This window comes from Streptomyces adelaidensis (assembly GCF_016598475.1).
GTDB lineage: Bacteria > Actinomycetota > Actinomycetes > Streptomycetales > Streptomycetaceae > Streptomyces > Streptomyces adelaidensis.
Genome location: NZ_JAEMUX010000012.1, coordinates 16,842 through 33,126 on the forward strand (window position 1 = coordinate 16,842; position 16,285 = coordinate 33,126).

Annotated in this window: 15 protein-coding genes; 7 read left to right on the forward strand and 8 right to left on the reverse strand. The window is 72.2% G+C overall.

Annotated features, from left to right (window positions below; all coding sequences use genetic code 11):
• Positions 1 to 200 precede the first annotated feature (200 nt).
• Together yaaA and eda are read left to right on the forward strand one after the other, a co-directional pair.
• The gene (yaaA, locus tag I8N67_RS09375; protein ID WP_200302148.1) at positions 201 to 983 is read left to right on the forward strand and encodes a peroxide stress protein YaaA; all 783 of its coding nucleotides are present in this window, start codon (positions 201 to 203) and stop codon (positions 981 to 983) included.
• Between the two features lie 79 nt (positions 984 to 1,062).
• Positions 1,063 to 1,719: a bifunctional 4-hydroxy-2-oxoglutarate aldolase/2-dehydro-3-deoxy-phosphogluconate aldolase gene (gene eda, locus I8N67_RS09380; protein ID WP_200302149.1), complete on the forward strand. Its 657-nt coding sequence runs from the start codon at positions 1,063 to 1,065 to the stop codon at positions 1,717 to 1,719.
• A 36-nt stretch (positions 1,720 to 1,755) separates the two neighbouring features.
• Here eda and I8N67_RS09385 read toward each other — a convergent pair whose 3' ends face one another.
• Genes I8N67_RS09385 through I8N67_RS09395 form a run of 3 tightly spaced genes read right to left on the reverse strand, consistent with a single transcriptional unit; the run spans position 1,756 to position 4,741 of the window.
• Positions 1,756 to 3,018 carry a bifunctional RNase H/acid phosphatase gene (locus I8N67_RS09385; RefSeq protein ID WP_200302150.1) on the reverse strand — a complete coding sequence of 421 codons (1,263 nt, stop codon included), beginning with the start codon at positions 3,016 to 3,018 and terminating at the stop codon, positions 1,756 to 1,758.
• A gap of 56 nt (positions 3,019 to 3,074) precedes the next feature.
• Positions 3,075 to 3,818 (reverse strand): zinc ribbon domain-containing protein, encoded by a 744-nt coding sequence (locus I8N67_RS09390; protein WP_200302321.1) that lies wholly within the window; start codon positions 3,816 to 3,818, stop codon positions 3,075 to 3,077.
• Positions 3,815 to 4,741: a Nif3-like dinuclear metal center hexameric protein gene (locus tag I8N67_RS09395; RefSeq protein WP_200302151.1), complete on the reverse strand. Its 927-nt coding sequence runs from the start codon at positions 4,739 to 4,741 to the stop codon at positions 3,815 to 3,817. Before I8N67_RS09395 ends, I8N67_RS09390 begins: the two co-directional genes overlap by 4 nt.
• A 232-nt stretch (positions 4,742 to 4,973) precedes the next feature.
• Here I8N67_RS09395 and I8N67_RS09400 point away from each other — a divergent pair, with 232 nt between their 5' ends.
• Positions 4,974 to 6,371, forward strand: a complete 1,398-nt coding sequence (locus tag I8N67_RS09400) for a hypothetical protein (RefSeq protein WP_200302152.1) — start codon at positions 4,974 to 4,976, stop codon at positions 6,369 to 6,371.
• A gap of 134 nt (positions 6,372 to 6,505) precedes the next feature.
• Positions 6,506 to 6,664, forward strand: coding sequence for a hypothetical protein (locus tag I8N67_RS09405; protein WP_200302153.1), 159 nt, complete (start codon positions 6,506 to 6,508; stop codon positions 6,662 to 6,664).
• A gap of 238 nt (positions 6,665 to 6,902) precedes the next feature.
• On the opposite strand, the gene I8N67_RS09410 is transcribed toward I8N67_RS09405, so the two are convergent.
• From I8N67_RS09410 to chsH3, 3 genes are all read right to left on the reverse strand, one after another.
• Positions 6,903 to 7,874 carry a 3-oxoacyl-ACP reductase gene (locus I8N67_RS09410; protein ID WP_200302154.1) on the reverse strand — a complete coding sequence of 324 codons (972 nt, stop codon included), beginning with the start codon at positions 7,872 to 7,874 and terminating at the stop codon, positions 6,903 to 6,905.
• A gap of 164 nt (positions 7,875 to 8,038) precedes the next feature.
• Positions 8,039 to 9,115 (reverse strand): Zn-dependent alcohol dehydrogenase, encoded by a 1,077-nt coding sequence (locus tag I8N67_RS09420; RefSeq protein ID WP_200302155.1) that lies wholly within the window; start codon positions 9,113 to 9,115, stop codon positions 8,039 to 8,041.
• Between the two features lie 118 nt (positions 9,116 to 9,233).
• Positions 9,234 to 10,202 carry an enoyl-CoA hydratase ChsH3 gene (gene chsH3 / locus I8N67_RS09425; RefSeq protein ID WP_234045381.1) on the reverse strand — a complete coding sequence of 323 codons (969 nt, stop codon included), beginning with the start codon at positions 10,200 to 10,202 and terminating at the stop codon, positions 9,234 to 9,236.
• 321 nt (positions 10,203 to 10,523) lie between these two features.
• Here chsH3 and I8N67_RS09430 point away from each other — a divergent pair, with 321 nt between their 5' ends.
• Entirely contained in the window at positions 10,524 to 11,810 is a 1,287-nt protein-coding gene (locus I8N67_RS09430) for a sensor histidine kinase (RefSeq protein WP_200302156.1), read from the forward strand.
• Positions 11,811 to 11,947: 137 nt separating this feature from the next.
• Positions 11,948 to 12,580, forward strand: a complete 633-nt coding sequence (locus I8N67_RS09435; protein ID WP_200302323.1) for a response regulator transcription factor — start codon at positions 11,948 to 11,950, stop codon at positions 12,578 to 12,580.
• Positions 12,581 to 12,851: 271 nt separating this feature from the next.
• On the opposite strand, the gene I8N67_RS09440 is transcribed toward I8N67_RS09435, so the two are convergent.
• Positions 12,852 to 13,694, reverse strand: coding sequence for a hypothetical protein (locus I8N67_RS09440; protein WP_200302157.1), 843 nt, complete (start codon positions 13,692 to 13,694; stop codon positions 12,852 to 12,854).
• Between the two features lie 192 nt (positions 13,695 to 13,886).
• Positions 13,887 to 14,426 carry a SigE family RNA polymerase sigma factor gene (locus I8N67_RS09445; protein ID WP_200302158.1) on the reverse strand — a complete coding sequence of 180 codons (540 nt, stop codon included), beginning with the start codon at positions 14,424 to 14,426 and terminating at the stop codon, positions 13,887 to 13,889.
• Between the two features lie 203 nt (positions 14,427 to 14,629).
• On the opposite strand from I8N67_RS09445, the gene I8N67_RS09450 reads away from it, so the two are divergent.
• Positions 14,630 to 16,213, forward strand: a complete 1,584-nt coding sequence (locus tag I8N67_RS09450) for an MFS transporter (protein WP_234045382.1) — start codon at positions 14,630 to 14,632, stop codon at positions 16,211 to 16,213.
• Positions 16,214 to 16,285 lie beyond the last annotated feature (72 nt).

Here is a 16,285-nt window from a genome sequence, read left to right on the forward strand (position 1 = left end):
CGGGACGGCACCCCGAAGGCAGCCGGGCCGTGCCCCTGCGGCAGCCGACGGCGCCCCGACGACTGCCCGGGACGGCAGCCCCGGGGGACACCCCGACGGCAGCCCACCTGCGCCCTCGGCCGGTCCGGCGGAGCCCCACCCCACCCCGTACGCTGTCGCGGAGCTTTCGTCAGCCCCACGAGTCATGAGAAGGAGCACCCGTGCTCGTCCTGCTGCCCCCGTCCGAAGGAAAGGCCCCCTCGTCGGGTGGCGCTCCCCTGAAACTGGAGGGGCTTTCGCTCCCGGCGCTCACCGGGGCACGGGAGGCCGTACTCGGTGAGCTGGTCGAGTTGTGCGCGGGGGACGAGGACAAGGCGCGCGAGGTGCTCGGCCTGAGCGAGGGGCTGCGCGGCGAGGTCGCCAAGAACACGGAGCTGCTGACGGCGGGCACGCGCCCGGCCGGGCAGATCTACACGGGCGTGCTGTACGACGCCCTGGACCTGGCCACCCTGGACACCGCCGCGAAGCAGCGGGCGGCGCGCTCGCTGCTGGTCTTCTCCGGTCTGTGGGGCGCGGTCCGGGTGACGGACCGGATCCCCTCCTACCGCTGCTCGATGGGCGTGAAGCTGCCCGGCGTCGGCGCGCTCGGCACACACTGGCGTACGCCGATGGCGTCGGCGCTCCCCGAGGCGGCCGGCGACGGCCTCGTCCTGGACCTGCGGTCCTCGGCGTACACGGCCGCGTGGAGGCCGAAGGGCGAGGTGGCCGGGCGGACGGCGACCGTACGGGTGCTGCACGCGCCGACCCGGAAGGTGGTCAGCCACTTCAACAAGGCGACCAAGGGCCGGATCGTACGGAGTCTGCTGTCGGCCGGGATCGCGCCGAAGGGTCCGGCGGAGCTGGCGGAGGCGCTGCGGGACCTTGGGTATGTCGTGGAGGTGGAGCCCGCGGCAGGGGCCGGGAAGGCGTGGGGGCTGGATGTGCTGGTGACCGAGGTGCACTGACCCGCCTCCCCCCACCCCGAGCATTGCACTGTGCGCAACGCACGTTGTGCATGGTGTGCGGCCCGGGCACGATGAAGGCATGTCCTCACCGCTGCCCTCGTCGTCGTACGCCTCCGTCCTCGACCTGGCGCCCGTCCTGCCGGTGGTCGTCGTCGACGACCCCTCCGACGCGGTGCCGCTGGCGCGGGCCCTGGTCGCGGGCGGGCTGCCGGCGATCGAGGTGACCCTGCGGACGCCGGCCGCGCTGGACGCCGTACGGGCGATCGCGGCGGAGGTGCCGGCGGCGGTGGTCGGAGTGGGCACGGTCATCACCCCCGCGCAGGTGGGGGAGGCCGTCGCGGCGGGCGGCCGCTTCCTGGTGAGCCCGGGCTGGACGGACGTACTGCTCGACGCCATGCAGGTGTCCGGGGTGCCGTTCCTGCCGGGGGTGTCGACCACCTCGGAGGTGGTGGCGCTGCTGGAGCGCGGGGTGCGGGAGATGAAGTTCTTCCCGGCGCAGGCGGCGGGCGGCACGGCGTATCTGAGGTCGCTCGCCGGTCCCCTCCCGCAGGCCCGCTTCTGCCCGACCGGCGGCATCGGGCCGGGCAACGCACCGGAGTACCTGGCCCTCCCCAACGTCGGCTGTGTGGGCGGCACTTGGATGCTTCCGGCGGACGCGGTGGCCGCGCGGGACTGGGGGCGGATCGAGGAGCTGGCCCGGACCGCCGCGGCGCTCGGCGGCAGCCCCGCTCAGTAATGCCTCAATGCCTCAATGCCTCAATGCCTCAATGCCTCAGCGCAGATGTGAGGTGTCGTTGAGGAGCCGGAGGGTCGCGTTGCCGTCCGCGTAGTAGGCCAGGGCCGACAGCGAGGCGGCGGCCAGCTCCATGCGGAACAGGGACTCCGAGGGCGCGCCGAGAGCCAGGCGTACCAGGGTCTTGATCGGTGTGACGTGGCTGACGAGCAGGACCGTACGGCCCCTGTGCGCCGCGATGAGCTCGTCCCGGGTGGCGGCGACCCGATGGGCCACGGCCTCGAAGCTCTCGCCGCCGCCGGTGGGTCCGGCGTCCGGTGAGGCCAGCCAGGCGTTCATGTCGTCCGGGTACCGCTCCCGCACCTCGCCGAAGCTCAGCCCCTCCCACGCGCCGAAGTCCGTCTCCCGCAGCCCGTCCTCGACGGTCACCTTGAGGCCCAGGCGGGCCGCGACGATCCCCGCCGTCTCCCGGCAGCGGGCCAGCGGCGACGACACGACCTCCTGGATCGTCCCCCGGGCGGCCAGCGCGGCGGCGACCCGCTCCGCCTGGTACCGGCCGACGTCCGAGAGGGAGGGGTCCGAACCGCCGCTCCCCGAGAACCGCTTCTGGGGGGTCAGCGGGGTCTCGCCGTGGCGCAGCAGGACGAAGGTGGCGGGCGCGCCCAGATCGGGGGCGGCGGAGGCGATGTTCTTGGCGGCGCGGAGATCGGCGGCGGCCTTGGTCGCCTGCGCCGCCTCCGCCTTCGCCTTTGCCGCCTCCGCCAGTGCCGCCCGCGCCTTCGCCGCGCCGGCCGTCGCGTCCCCGGGCGGGCCCGACGGCTCGGGGAGGGCGGTTCTCGCCGCGCGGGCGTCCAGCTCCGCCGTGGACGCGGACGGCGACCACTGTTCGCCGCGCTTCCCCGCGTCCATCGCCTCGTTGGCGAGGCGGTCGGCGTGCTTGTTCAGGTCGCGGGGGATCCACTCGTAGGTGACCTGATCAGGCGGGTAGACCCGGGCGGCCTCGGCGGCGAGCGGCTTCATGCCGGGGTGCTTGATCTTCCAGCGGCCCGACATCTGCTCGACGACGAGCTTGGAGTCCATCCGGACCCGGACGGCGGCCGTCGGATCCAGCGCGTACGCCGCCTTCAGGCCCGCGATGAGCCCCCGGTACTCGGCGACGTTGTTCGTGGCGACCCCGATGTACTCGGCGGCCTCCGCCAACGCCTCGCCCGTCACCGGGTCGAGGACGACGGAACCGTAGCCCGCGGGCCCCGGGTTGCCCCGGGAACCGCCGTCGGCCTCGACGATGAACTCCCTTACCACGTAACCCTCTTGCCTCTGACCACGTGCTCTGACCACGTGCTCTGACCACGTGCCCCTTACAGGCCGGACTCCGCCGTGCGCACCAGGATGCGGCGGCAGTTCTCGCAGCGGACGACCAGGTCGGACGGGGCCTTGCGGATCTCGCTCAGCTCGGTGATGGCGAGCTCCTGGCGGCAGCCCTGACAGCTGCGCTGGTAGAGCTTGGCCGCGCCGATGCCGCCCTGCTGCTCGCGCAGCTTGTCGTAGAGCTTGAGGAGGTCGGCGGGGATGACGGCGGCGATGACCTCGCGCTCCTTGGTCACCGAGGCGGCCTCACCGTCGAGCTGCTCGAAGGTGGCGTCACGGCGCGCGGTCGCGTCGTCGACCTTCCCCTGGACGGAGCCGACCCGCTCGGTGAGCTCGGCGACCCGCTCCTGCGCGGACTCCCGGCGCTCCATGACCTCCAGGACGATGTCCTCCAGGTCGCCCTGCCGCTTGGCGAGGGAGGTGATCTCGCGCTGGAGGTTCTCCAGGTCCTTCGGGGAGCTGACCGCGCCCGAGTCCAGGCGCTGCTGGTCGCGGACGGCACGCTGACGCACCTGGTCCACGTCCTGCTCGGCCTTGGTCTGCTCGCGGGCGGTGTCACTCTCCTCGGTCTGCGCCGCCACGAGCAGGTCGCGCAGCTGGGTGTGGTCCTTCGTCAGAGACTCGATCTCGGCGTGCTCGGGCAGCGACCTCCGCTTGTAGGCGAGCTGCTGCAGGCGTACGTCGAGGGCCTGGACTTCGAGAAGGCGGATCTGGTCGGCGGGCTCGGCGTTCAGTTGGGGGCTCCCGGTGTTTCGGTGAAAGAAGAGGGGGCGCGCGAGGCGCTCGTCGGAGGGGCGGTGGTGGGCGACGGGTGGGTGGACGCCGCGTGGGCGGTCCAGGGGTCGGTGACCGTCTTCGAGACGTGGACGCGCAGTCCCCATCCCTCCCGGTCGGAGATCTCGTCGAGCTGGGCGGCGGCCAGTTCGCACCAGGGCCATTCGGTGGCCCAGTGCGCGGCGTCGAGCAGCGCGAGCGGGCTGTGCGCGCCCACGGTGTCATGCGCCCGGGCTTCCGAGACCGGGTGGTGGCGCAGGTCGGCGGTGAGGAAGGCGTCGACGCCCGCCGCGCGGACCTGTTCGAAGAGGCTGTCGCCGGAGCCGCCGCTGACGGCGACCGTGCGGACGAGCGCCTCGGGGTCGCCGGCCACCCGGATGCCCTGCGCGGTGGCCGGCAGCCGCTCGGCGGCCCGCGCGGCCAGCTCCCGTACGGTCAGCGGGTGGTCCAGCTCGCAGATCCGGCCGAGGCCGCGCCGCCCGGTGGGGTCGGCCGGGTCCGGTACGAGCGGGCGTAGGACCCGCAGGTCCAGCGCGCCGGCGAGGGCGTCGCTGACTCCCGGGTCGGCGGTGTCGGCGTTGGTGTGGGCGACGTGCAACGCGATGTCGTGCTTGATGAGCGTGTGCACGACCCGGCCCTTGAAGGTGGAGGCCGCCACCGTCGTCGTACCGCGCAGATAGAGCGGATGGTGGGTGACCAGCAGGTCCGCGCCCAGCTTCACCGCTTCCTCGACGATGTCCCGGACGGGATCGACGGCGAACAGGACCCGTGCGACCTCCTGGTCGGGGTCTCCGCAGACCGTGCCGACCGCATCCCATCCCTCGGCCCTCTCGGGCGGCCAGAGGGCGTCGAGCGCGGTGATGACTTCAGACAGACGGGGCACGGACAAAGGCTACCCGTACTGCTCCCGTCCCCGACCGGCCGCGGGTCACTTGACCTGCCCCGCCTCTCGCGTCCCAGCCGACCGACCTCCCGCTTCGGCGCGTCGGCCAGCACATCTGCCGCCGTTCCCTCAGGCGAATCGGGCGACGAGCACCCTTATGTGTGAAGGGGGTCCCGGTTGTCCCACGTCTGTGCGTGCGAAAACTAGCTTCGTCGCCGGAGGTGATCGAACGATGACGGCCTGTGCATCCCCCTCACCCGCGACGGGCCACGGGAGCGAGAACGGGAACGGAAACGGAAACGGGAACGGGAACGGGACGGGGCAACACGCGATCGGCGAGAACGACGGGACCCACGGGAACGGCGCGCTTGGCGGGGCCGACGGCAGTGGTGGCCATGGCGGCAGCGAAGGCAGTGGTGGCCATGGCGGGACCGACGGCATCGAGCGGTCCGCGTCACCGCCCGGCTGCGTGATCACCGCCGACGGTACGTACGCGGCGCGCCTCGCCCTGGACGGCGAGTCCTGGTTCCCCGAGCGCTGGACCCTGGACGGCCCCGAGCCGTACGCCGTCCCCCTGCCCGGCAACCAGCCGGAGGAGCCCGGCACCGAGGTGCTCCCCCTGACCGACGGCCGGGTCCTCATCCACCGGCTGGCGGCCGACCGGCACCTGTTCTCGCTCCTCTACCCGACCGGGCCCGGCACCGGCGAACTGCCGCTCGGCGCGGTGGAGTGCGCCGATCCGGCGGCCGAGGTACGGCTGCTGCCGCCCGCGCCGTGCGGGGAGCGGGCGTACGCCCTCGTCCTGGGCCGGAGCGCCACGGCGGTGTGGCTGGTGGCGGGCGGAACGTTCGGCCCGGAGCTGCTGGCGGAGGTGCCGGGGCGGTGCTCGGGCGGGGTCTGGCTGGACGGGACGGGCCGGCTGCTCGCCCTGGACCAGGAGTTGGGCGGCCGGACGAAGTCGGTGGCGGTCGACCTGGAGCAGGGCGGCACGGTCTCGCCGCTGCTCCAGATCGCGGACGACAGCAACGACCGCGTCCTGCTCGCCGACCCGGACAGCGGGCTGCTCCTGATCCGCTCCGACGCGCCCTCCCCCGGCGACGACCGGCTCGGCTGGGGCGTGCTGGGCAGCACGCTGCCGGTCCGCTTCCCGGAGTGCCTGCGGGTTCCCGACGGCCACCGCATCACCCCGTTCGCCATCCAGCCGGGCCAGATCCTGACCCCCGAGAGCTGCGCGGTCGCCTTGCGCGTCGACGGCGTCCGGGGCAGTTGGCTCGGCATGTGGCGCCCGGCCTCTCGCCAGGTCCACCATCTACCCGCCCCCGAGGGCTGGTTGGCGGGGGCGGGGCTGTGGAGCCAACAGGGCGTGCTGCAACTGCCCTACGCCACAGGGGTGGTGCGGTGCGGGGTGGCTCGGGTGGGAGTGCCTTGGGGGGAGGGGGCGGAGGAACCCCCGCAAGGGCCGCAGGCTCCGGAGCCGACGGCGACTGCTCCGGCGACGGAGGCGCCGCCCGCGCCGTCCCCCGTGCCCTCCCTCACGTCGCCCCCCTCGCCGCCGGTCGTGGCCCGGCCCGTGCCGTTGCAGCAGGCCCCGTTGGAGGGGCGAATGCCCGAGGAGGTGACGGTCGGGTGACGGTGAGGTGGCCGTTGCGTGCGAGGTGGGCGCGGGGCGGCCGACACGCCCTTGGGCGCTTTCCGGATGAACGTGGAGGCCCGTTAAACTCTCTCGCCGACAAGAAGATCATGCGACGGGGTGAAGACAACCACATGAGCGACGCGCACACGACCCAGCCTCCCGCCAACCCCCACGAGGCGGAAGGTCACGGCAAGCACCGGGGTCAGATCTCGGCCCACGAGGCCGAGACGTCCCCGCACGGACGGCACCGCAAGCCGGCCGGCCAGACGGAGTCGACGACGGTCGTCTGAGGGCGGGACGAGTCCCCTCCCGACGGCTCTGGCAGAAACGTCAATGCGACGTCAGTACGGAATGCCAGAGCCGGCCATCGCGGCATCCGGCCCCGCTCATCACCACCGGTTGATGGGCGGGGCCGTTCCGTTGGGCCCGTCGGCCGGCGACGAGCGACCAGCGACCAGCGACCAGCGACCAGCGACCAGCCTCGTCGTACAGGGCGACATGAGCCGACCGACCTCAGCCCGACCGGCCTCAGCCCCCCGCCACCTCCCGCCCATGCCGCAGCCCGAGCACCTCCGCCGCCGCGAACGTCTCCCCCTCCGGCCGGTCGACGTAGTACGGCGTGAGCAGCCCGTCCAGCTCGTCGTACGTGAACGCGTCCTGCTTGGTGTCGAACTTCGCCTGTATCCGGGGCCGTTCGACGATCGCGACCATGCCGCCGTGTACGACGAGGAGCTGCCCGTTCACCTGTGCGGCGGCGGGCGAGGCCAGGTATCCGACGAGTGGGGCGACGTGTTCGGGGGCGAGGGGGTCAAGGCCGGTGTGGTCACCTTCCGCCGCCCCGGGCAGTCCCGCGAAGACGTCCTCGGTCATCCGGGTCCGGGCGCGCGGGCAGATGACGTTCGCCGTGACGCCGTACTTGGCGAGCGCGAGGGCCGTGGAGGTGGTCAGCCCGACGATTCCGCCCTTCGCGGCGGCGTAGTTGGGCTGTCCGGCGGAGCCGGCGAGGAAGGCCTCGGAGGAGGTGTTCACGACGCGCCCGTACACCGGCCCGCCCGCGCCCGACTTCGCCCGCGTACGCCAGTGGGCGGAGGCGAACCGGGTCGTGTTGAAGTGCCCCTTGAGGTGCACCCGGACAACCGTGTCCCACTCTTCCTCGGACATGGAGAAGACCATGCGGTCGCGCAGGATGCCGGCGTTGTTGACGAGGATGTCCAGCTTGCCGAACTCCGCTATGGCCGACTCGACCAGTTCACGCGCCTGTTGGTGGTCGGAGACGTCCCCGGTGTGCGCCACCGCACGGCCGCCCGCCGCACGGATCGACGCCGCGACCTCCTCGGCGGGCCCGGTGTCCGTCTCCCCGGAACCGTCCCGCCCCGGCCGGCCGTAGTCGTTGACGACGACGGCCGCGCCCAGGCGGGCCAGTTCCAGCGCCTCGGCGCGGCCGAGGCCGCGACCCGCGCCGGTGACGATCGCGGACAGTCCTTCAAGGGGCAGTGACACCGCCGAGTCCCTTCCGCCGAAGCTGATTCGTCGGCCGATTGGTCGGCCGATCGGTTGGCCGATTCGTCGGCCGATCGGTTGGCCGATTCGTCGGCCGATCGGTTGGCCGATCGGTTCACGCTCTTCATGGAGCTCTCGTCGAGCCCAGGTTCCCCTCTGACGTGTCAGATCTCGATGCAGGTCCGCAGCGCCGTGCCCGTCCGCATCTGGTCGAGCGCCTCGTTGATGTCGGCGAGGGGCACCCGGTGGGTGATCAGACCGGCCAGGTCGACGCGGCCGGCCCGCCAGAGGGCGATGGTCCGCTCGTAGGAGCGCAGGATGTCCCCGCCGCCGTACATGGAGGGCAGGATGCGCTTCTCGTCGAAGAACAGCTCGAACATGGAGAGCTGGAGGAAGTCGTCCAGCGCGCCCGCGCCGACGACGACGAGCGTGCCGCCGCGCCGGGTGGTCTCGTACGCGGTGCGGGCGGTGGTCGAGCGGCCGACGACCTCGAAGACATAGTCGAAGCCCTCGCCCGCGGTGACGGACTGCTTGACGTCGGCCAGCTCCTCCGGCGAAACCGCCCTGGTGGCCCCGAACCTGAGCGCCGCCTCGCGCCGGGAGGGCACCGGGTCGACGGCGACGATCTCGGCGGCGCCCTTGAGCCGGGCGCCCTGGATCGCCGAGATGCCGACGCCGCCGCAGCCGATGACGGCGACCGACGAACCGGCCTCCACATCGGCGGTGTTGAGGGCCGCGCCGAGCCCGGTGGTGACGCCGCAGCCGATGAGGGCCGCGATGTCGAAGGGCACGTCGTCCGGTATGGGCACGGCGCAGCCCGCGTCGACGACGACCTCTTCGGTGAAGGTGCCGGTGCCCGCCATGCCGAAGACATCCCCGGCGGGCCGCCTGAAGTTGGGCGTGCCCGCGTTCATGAACCCGGCGAGGCACAGTTGGGTCTGGCCGCGCTTGCAGGCCGGACAGCTGCCGCAGGCCGGCAGCCAGCACACGACGACCCGGTCGCCGGGCTTCAAGTCCCGTACACCCTCCCCGACTTCGAGTATCTCGCCGGCCCCTTCGTGCCCGGGGACGAAGGGGCCGGGCTGGGGCAGCACCCCGGCCATGGCGGACAGGTCCGAGTGGCACAGCCCCGTGGCTCGCACCCGGATCCTGACCCTGCCCGGCCCGAACCCCACCGCTTCGACGTCGTCGAGCACGTCCAGCTTGTCCTGGCCGATCTCGTGCAGTACGGCTGCGCGCATGGTGCGGCTCCCCTCAGGAGTGCCTGTAGTACCTGTAGGACTTGCAGTACCTGTCAGGAGACCCTGACCTTCCGGTTGGCCCGGAACGGCATCGCGTCGCTCAACGGCATCCCGTCGCTCATTCGTGCCCGACCTCATGCTCGACCTCGTGCCCGACCTCGTGCCCGACCTCATGCTCGACCTCGTGCTCGACCTCGTGCTCGACCTCGTGCTCGACCTCGTGCTCGACCTCGTGCTCGACGAGGGTGTCCGCCAGGACCGGCGCGTCGTCCCGCTCGACAGCGGTCACCGCCACCCGCACCGAACTGTCGTCCGGCCGCCACATGCGGATGCGGAGGGTCTCGCCCGGGAAGACGACTCCCGCGAAGCGGGTGCCGTACGCGCGGACGCGGCCGACGTCCCCGCCGAGCACCGTGTCCACCACGGCCTTCAACGTCATCCCGTAGGTGCACAGCCCGTGCAGGATCGGCCGGTCGAACCCGGCGCGGCCGGCGAACTCCGGGTCGGCGTGCAACGGGTTCCAGTCGCCGGAGAGACGGTAGAGCAGCGCCTGGTCCTCTCGGACGACCCGCTCGACCTCCTTGTCGGGTGCGGTCGTCGGCGGTTCCCGGCGGGCGGACGGCCCGCGCTCACCACCCCAGCCGCCTTCTCCCCGTACGAAGATCTGGGCCTCGTTCGTCCACAACGGGCCGTCGGTGTCGACCACTTCGGTCCGCATCACCAGAACGGCCGCCTTGCCCTTGTCGTACACCGCCGCCACGCGCGAGGTCGCGGTGGCCCGGCCCTCGACCGGGATCGGCCGGTGCGACTCGACGCGCTGGCCGCCGTGCAGCACCTTGGCGAGGTCCACGTCGACGCCGGGTACGTCGAGGCCGCCGATCACGTCGGGCGAGCCCGCGCCCGCGACGGTGGCGAAGCTCGGCAGAACATGCAGCCGGGACTCCAGGGTGTAGCGCAGCTCGCCGGGGTCGGTCGCGGGGATACCGGCGCCGATGCCGAGGTGGTAGAGCAGGACGTCCTTACGGGTCCACTCGATCTCGGCGGAACGGGGCTCGGCCGCGAGGGCCTTGGCTGCGTCGATGGGCATGGGGCTCCTGTCTCACGACCCGTCCGGCAGGGGGTGCGGCGGCGTGTGGCGTACGGGATGGGGGCGCGGTGGTGGGGCGTTGGGGAACCTCGGTACGACCGTCCGCACCAGCGGCCGCACCGAGGTCGTCACAGGGGCCCGGAACCCGCCCTTCTAGAACGCGTTCCAGTCCGGCGACCCTCTGTATAGCCGAGCTCCGTGCACTTGTGAAGGCTCCTGACAGTACGTCAGATATGGGGCCGCTCGGCCATGACATTTGTCCCGCCGGACTCCGTACAACCGCATCTGCCGGGCGTCGCGTCGTCTTCGTAGTGTCGAAGCATGACGCAGACGCAAACGTGCACAGGGGACAGGCCGACTCGATTCTCGTGGCGGGCGGTGCGCCGTGGCGGCCGGTCCGGGGCGCCGGAGGAACCGGGCCCGCCGCCCACCGCTCTCACCCTGCTGCCATGGCTGCTGATGGGGATGGGCGCCTTCGCCAACCTTGTGCAGGGCCGCGCCCCGAACCCCTGGATCGGCGGTCTCGGCCTCCTCACCTTCAACTCCCTCTACATCTGCGTGGTCATGCGCGCCTTCGTGAAGGAGAAGCGCGAGTCCCCCTCCACCCGGCTCGCGCTCGTCCTGCTCGGCCTGGTCGCCTGCGGCCTGGCCCTCGCCTACGGCGGCAGCTGGCTGAACTTCTTCCCGCTGCTCGGTCTGGCCGTGGGCGCCGTCATGCGGGGCCCGCTGCTGGGCCGGACCGGGCTGGCGGTGACCGCGCTCGCCGGCGGCGTCTCCGCGGTCCGCGACGGCTGGGACGCGATCAACGTGGCCTACGGCACCCTCATCTCCGTGATGGTGACGGCCGCGCTCCTCTCCCTCTCCGAGGCCGTACGACAACTGCGCGCCGCCCGCGAGGAGCTGGCCCACCGCGCGGTGGAGAAGGAACGCCTCCGCTTCTCCCGCGATCTGCACGACCTCCTCGGCCACACGCTGTCGGTGATCGTGGTGAAGTCGGAGGCGGCCCGCCGTGTCGCCCCGCACGACCCGGGCGCGGCGATCGCCCAGATCACGGACATCGAGTCGGTCGGCCGCCAGGCCCTCACCGAGATCCGCGAGGCCGTGACCGGCTATCGCGAGGGCAGCCTCACCACGGAACTGGCCCGCGCGGACTCCGTCCTGTCGGCCACCGGCACGACCCTCGCCGTAAGCCGCTCCGGCCCGCCCCCGACGCCCCGGGCCGAGGCCCTGCTGAGCTGGGTCGTCCGCGAGGCGATCACCAACGTCGTACGCCACACTCACGCCACCCACTGCGCCATCACCCTCTCCACGACCACCGACCACACCCGCCTGACCATCACCGACAACGGCCCCCGCACCACCACTCCCCCGCCCACCTCGTCCCCCGGCATCACCCCCAACGGGCTGAAGGGCCTGACCGAACGCCTCACCGCGGCCGGCGGCACCCTCCACGCCGGACCGGACCCCCGCCGACACGGCTTCGTCGTCACGGCGGAACTGCCCATGACACCGGAGCCGGGTGACGGCCCGGAGCTGCCGGAGCCCGCGCCGGATCCGAAACCGGAGCCTGCGTCGGACCCGAAGCCCGCGCCGGAGCCGTGCGCCTGATCGGGGCCGGCCGGACCGAGTCGCAAGGGCGCCGCGCTCCGTGCGCGGCGCCCGACGGCCGCTCGCACCGCCGCCCCGAACGGCCCGCACATCCGTCGGAACCGCCCCCGCCGCCCTACCCTTGGGCCGTGAACGAGATGCCGCGGGACCACCGGCCCGCAAGGTCCATCAGGGTTCTGCTCGCCGAGGACCAGATGATGATGCGGGGCGCGCTCGCGCTGCTGTTGGGTATGGAGGCGGACATCCAGGTCGTGGCGCAGGTCGGGCGGGGTGACGCGATCGTGGACGCGGCGCTGACCCATCGGCCGGATGTCGCTCTGCTGGACATCGAGCTGCCCGGGATGAGCGGCCTGGACGCCGCCGCCGAGCTGCGGGACGAGGCGCCCGACTGCCGGGTGCTGATCCTCACCACCTTCGGCCGGCCGGGATATCTGCGCCGGGCCATGGACGCGGGCGCCGCCGGGTTCCTGGTCAAGGACGGGCCCGTGGAGGAGCTGGCCCAGGCCATCCGCCGGGTGCTGACCGGGGAGACCGTCGTCGATCCGGCCCTCGCCACGGCCGCGCTGAGCGCCGGGCCCAACCCGCTCACCGCCCGCGAACGCGACGCCCTCAACGCCTCCGCCGACGGCGCCACCGTCGCCGACATCGCCGTCCGGCTCCACCTCTCCGAGTCCACCGTCCGCAACTACCTCTCCTCAGCCATCGGCAAAACAGGCACCCGCAACCGCATGGAAGCAATGCGCGAGGCCCGACAACAGGGCTGGCTCTAGCCGCCTCGGCCGCCGGGTGCACACCCCCGTGGGACACCCAGCCGCCGACCGACCGGCGGATGCGCACCCCCGTGGGACACCCGACGCCCGGCCACCCCCCATGGGTGCCGACCCCGTGGGAAACCCCCGGCCAACGGCCGGCTACTCACCCCCGTCGAGCACCCAGCCCCCGAGCAACCACCGGCTGCCCACCCCGTGGAGAACCCAGCCACCCGCCACGCTCACCGCCTCACCCGGTCACCCGCTCACCCCGTGCCCCGCCCCGGCCCCGTCACTTCGTCACCTTCGCCGACTCGTATCCCACCCCCTCCGGAGCCAGCGCCACGAACCAGTTGGTCTGGGCGCCCTTCACCTCGACGATGCGCGGGTTGCGCAGGTCCGCGTAGTAGGGGAGGTCCGTGACGTGGTTGACGTTCGTGGTGGTGCCGTCGGACCAGGTGACGCGTACCTGTTGGGCGGTGGGAGCGACCGTGCCGATGACGAGGCGCTCGGGGGCGCCGTCCTTGTCCCGGTCGCCGCCGGTGCGGAGGACCGTCGAGTAGACCTCCAGGTCCGTGCCCGACAGGGCGTCGGCCTCACCGTCGATCACCGCGCCCATCTGGTCGCTGCCCAGGGTCAGATGAACGAAGTTCCAGGTCTTGCCCACGAGATCGGCCGCGCCGTCCAGGCCCGTCGGCACATCCCCGAACAGGCCCATCTCGGCGAGCTGGTCAGCCGCCTCCGCCCTGTTCCTCGGCGCCTCCCAGACATCGATGCTCACCTGCCAGACCGTGCCCTGGTCCCGCCCCTCGGCCAGTGCGATCCGCCACGGCTCGCCCAGATGACGAGCCTCGGATGTCACGGGTGCCGTGGCCGCCGGTGCCACCCGGCCTCCGTTCCCGTCCGCCACCCCGGCCAGCGCCAGCGTCCCCGTGGAGCCCGCGATCACCACGGCGGCGGCAGCGGCAACCGCCCAACGGCGGGCCTTGCGGCGCCGCCCGCCCCGTACCACCGCCTGATAGGGGGCTATACCGATCTCGACCTCGCCGGCCGCGTCGGCCAGCAGAAGGGCGATGTCCCGCTCCAGCGCGGTGCTGTGCGTGATGTCGCCGGGCGTGCCGTCGCGGTGCGTCATGTTCTGGATCGCCTCCCTGTTCGCGCCGTCTGTACCATCCGCATCGTTCATTCCGTACGCGCTGTTCGCTCCGTCCGCACTGTTCTCACCGTTCTCACCGTTCTCACCGTCCACGCTGTTCACGCCGTCCGCGCTGTTCACGCCATCCGTGCCGTTCGTGCCGTCCGCACCGTTCGCCCCCCCTCGCTTCCTTCACCTCCGGCCTCCCTGCGTCACTGTCTCGGCGAGTCCCGGTATGGCGCGGAGCTTCGCGATCCCCTTCGCCGCGTTGCTCTTCACCGCGCCCACGGAACAGCCCATCGCCTCCGCGGTCCGGCTCTCGCTCAGGTCCTCCCAGTACCGCAGGACCACGGCTTCGCGCTGGCGCGGCGGCAATTGGGAGAGGGCTGTCAGCAGGGCGCTTCGGTCGTCGGCCTGGGCGATGCGGTCCCCGCTGTCGGGCAGCTCGGGCACCAGGTCCGAGTCGCTCCTGGGCGCCAGGAACTCCTTGAGGCGTCTGCGGTGCTTGCGCGCGTGGGCGTTGATCATCACGCGCCGGACGTAGGTGTCCGGGTCGTCCCTGGAGCTGACCCGGCGCCAGGCCACGAACACCTGCTCCAGCGTCGTCTGGACCAGGTCCTCCGCGGCGTGCTGCTCCCCCGTGAGGAGAAATGCCGTACGCATCAGCCGTGGCCAGCGGCCGATGAGGAAGCTCTGGAACTCCTCGTCCCCGGCCTGCTTCCGATCCCCCATGAGCACCTCCTAGATGTCTTTAACAGTCCACGAGGGCCCGATTCCGTTGCCCCGCCCCGCAGGGAATTCCGGCCCTGACGGCACGTCATTTCCCCATGGGCAAGTCAAGATTTCGTTAGTCACTCAAAACAACGGAATAGTTGCCCCGGCACACAAGGTTCAGGTGACACGTACCTCTCACCCCGGCCAGGAGGCCCCGCGCAATGACGCAGCAGCACACATCGCCGACACCCGAGCGGCCCACCACGGGAGCGACCGGAGCGTCGGGCGCGTCGGGCGCGTCGGGAGCGGCTGGAAGGACCGGAGCGACCGGAGCGACCGGAGCAAACGGCGCGATCGTCCCGGTGCTGGCCTTCGCGGGCATCGTGGTCGCGGTGATGCAGACCCTGCTCGTCCCGGTGATCAAGGATCTGCCGCAACTGCTGGACACCTCCCCCAGCAACGCCACCTGGGTCCTGACCTCCACCCTGCTCGCGGGTGCCGTGGCCACCCCGATCATGGGCCGCCTGGGCGACCTCGTCGGCAAGCGCCGCATGCTGCTCGCCAGCCTGGCCGTGATGGTGGTCGGCGCCCTGATCAGCGGGTTCACCAGTGAACTCGCCCCCATGATCGTCGGCCGTACCCTGCAGGGCTTCTCCATGGGCGTGATCCCGCTGGGCATCGGCCTGATGCGCGACGAACTGCCCCGCGAACGTCTCGGCTCCGCCATGGCCCTGATGAGCTCGTCCATAGGCGTCGGCGGTGGACTCGCGCTGCCGCTCGCCGCCGCGGTCGCCCAGAACACCGACTGGCACGTCCTCTTCTTCGGTGCCGCCGGCCTCGGTGTCCTCTCCATCCTGCTGACCCTCGTCGCCGTACCGGAGACGAAGGCGCGCGCGCAGGGCACCTTCGACTATCTCGGCGCGCTCGGCCTCTCCGCGGGCCTCATCCTCTTCCTCCTGCCGATCACCAAGGGCAGCGACTGGGGCTGGACCTCCGCGTCCACGCTCGGCCTGTTCGCCGCGTCGGCCGTGGTCCTGCTCCTCTGGGGCGTCCTGGAGCTGCGCATTCCCGCCCCCCTGGTGGACCTGCGCACGACCGCCCGCCGCGAGGTACTCCTCACCAACCTCGCCTCGATCATGGTCGGCGTCTCCTTCTACGTCGTCTCCCTCGTCCTGCCGCAGCTCCTCCAGCTCCCCTCCTCCACCGGCTACGGCCTCGGTCAGTCGATGGTCGTCGCGGGCCTGTGCGTGGCCCCGCTGGGCCTGACGATGATGTTCACCGCGCCCGTCTACGCCCGGATCTCCACCAAGTACGGCCCCAAGAGCACCCTCATCCTCGGCCTGCTGATCATCGCGATCGGCTACGGCGCCGGGCTCGGCCTGATGAGCGCCGCCTGGCAGACCGTGGTCATCTCGGTGGTCCTGGGCGCGGGTATCGGCCTCGCCTACTCCTCGCTCCCGGCGCTGATCATCGGCGCCGTGGACCCGTCCGAGACGGGCGCCGCGAACGGTCTCAACTCCCTCATGCGCTCCATCGGCACGTCCATGTCGAGCGCCGTCATCGGCATGGTGCTGGCCAACACCGCGAACCACGTCGGCGGCGTAGCGATCCCCACCATGCACGGCTTCCGCGTCTCCTTCCTGATCGCCACGGCCGCGGTCGCCGTCGGCATCGTCCTCGCGGTGTTCCTGCCGGGCCGCCGCCCCACCCCCGGCCTGACGCTCCGCGCGAGCGGCGGGACCGACAAGCTGAGCGACGAGAAGGACGCCTCCACCGTCGTACGTCCGGCCGAGCGGGTTTCCTGACCGAGGCCCCCGCGGCCGACGACCACCCACGTGGCAGCATGGGGCGCCCTCGGGAACGTACGAGCGAAGCGA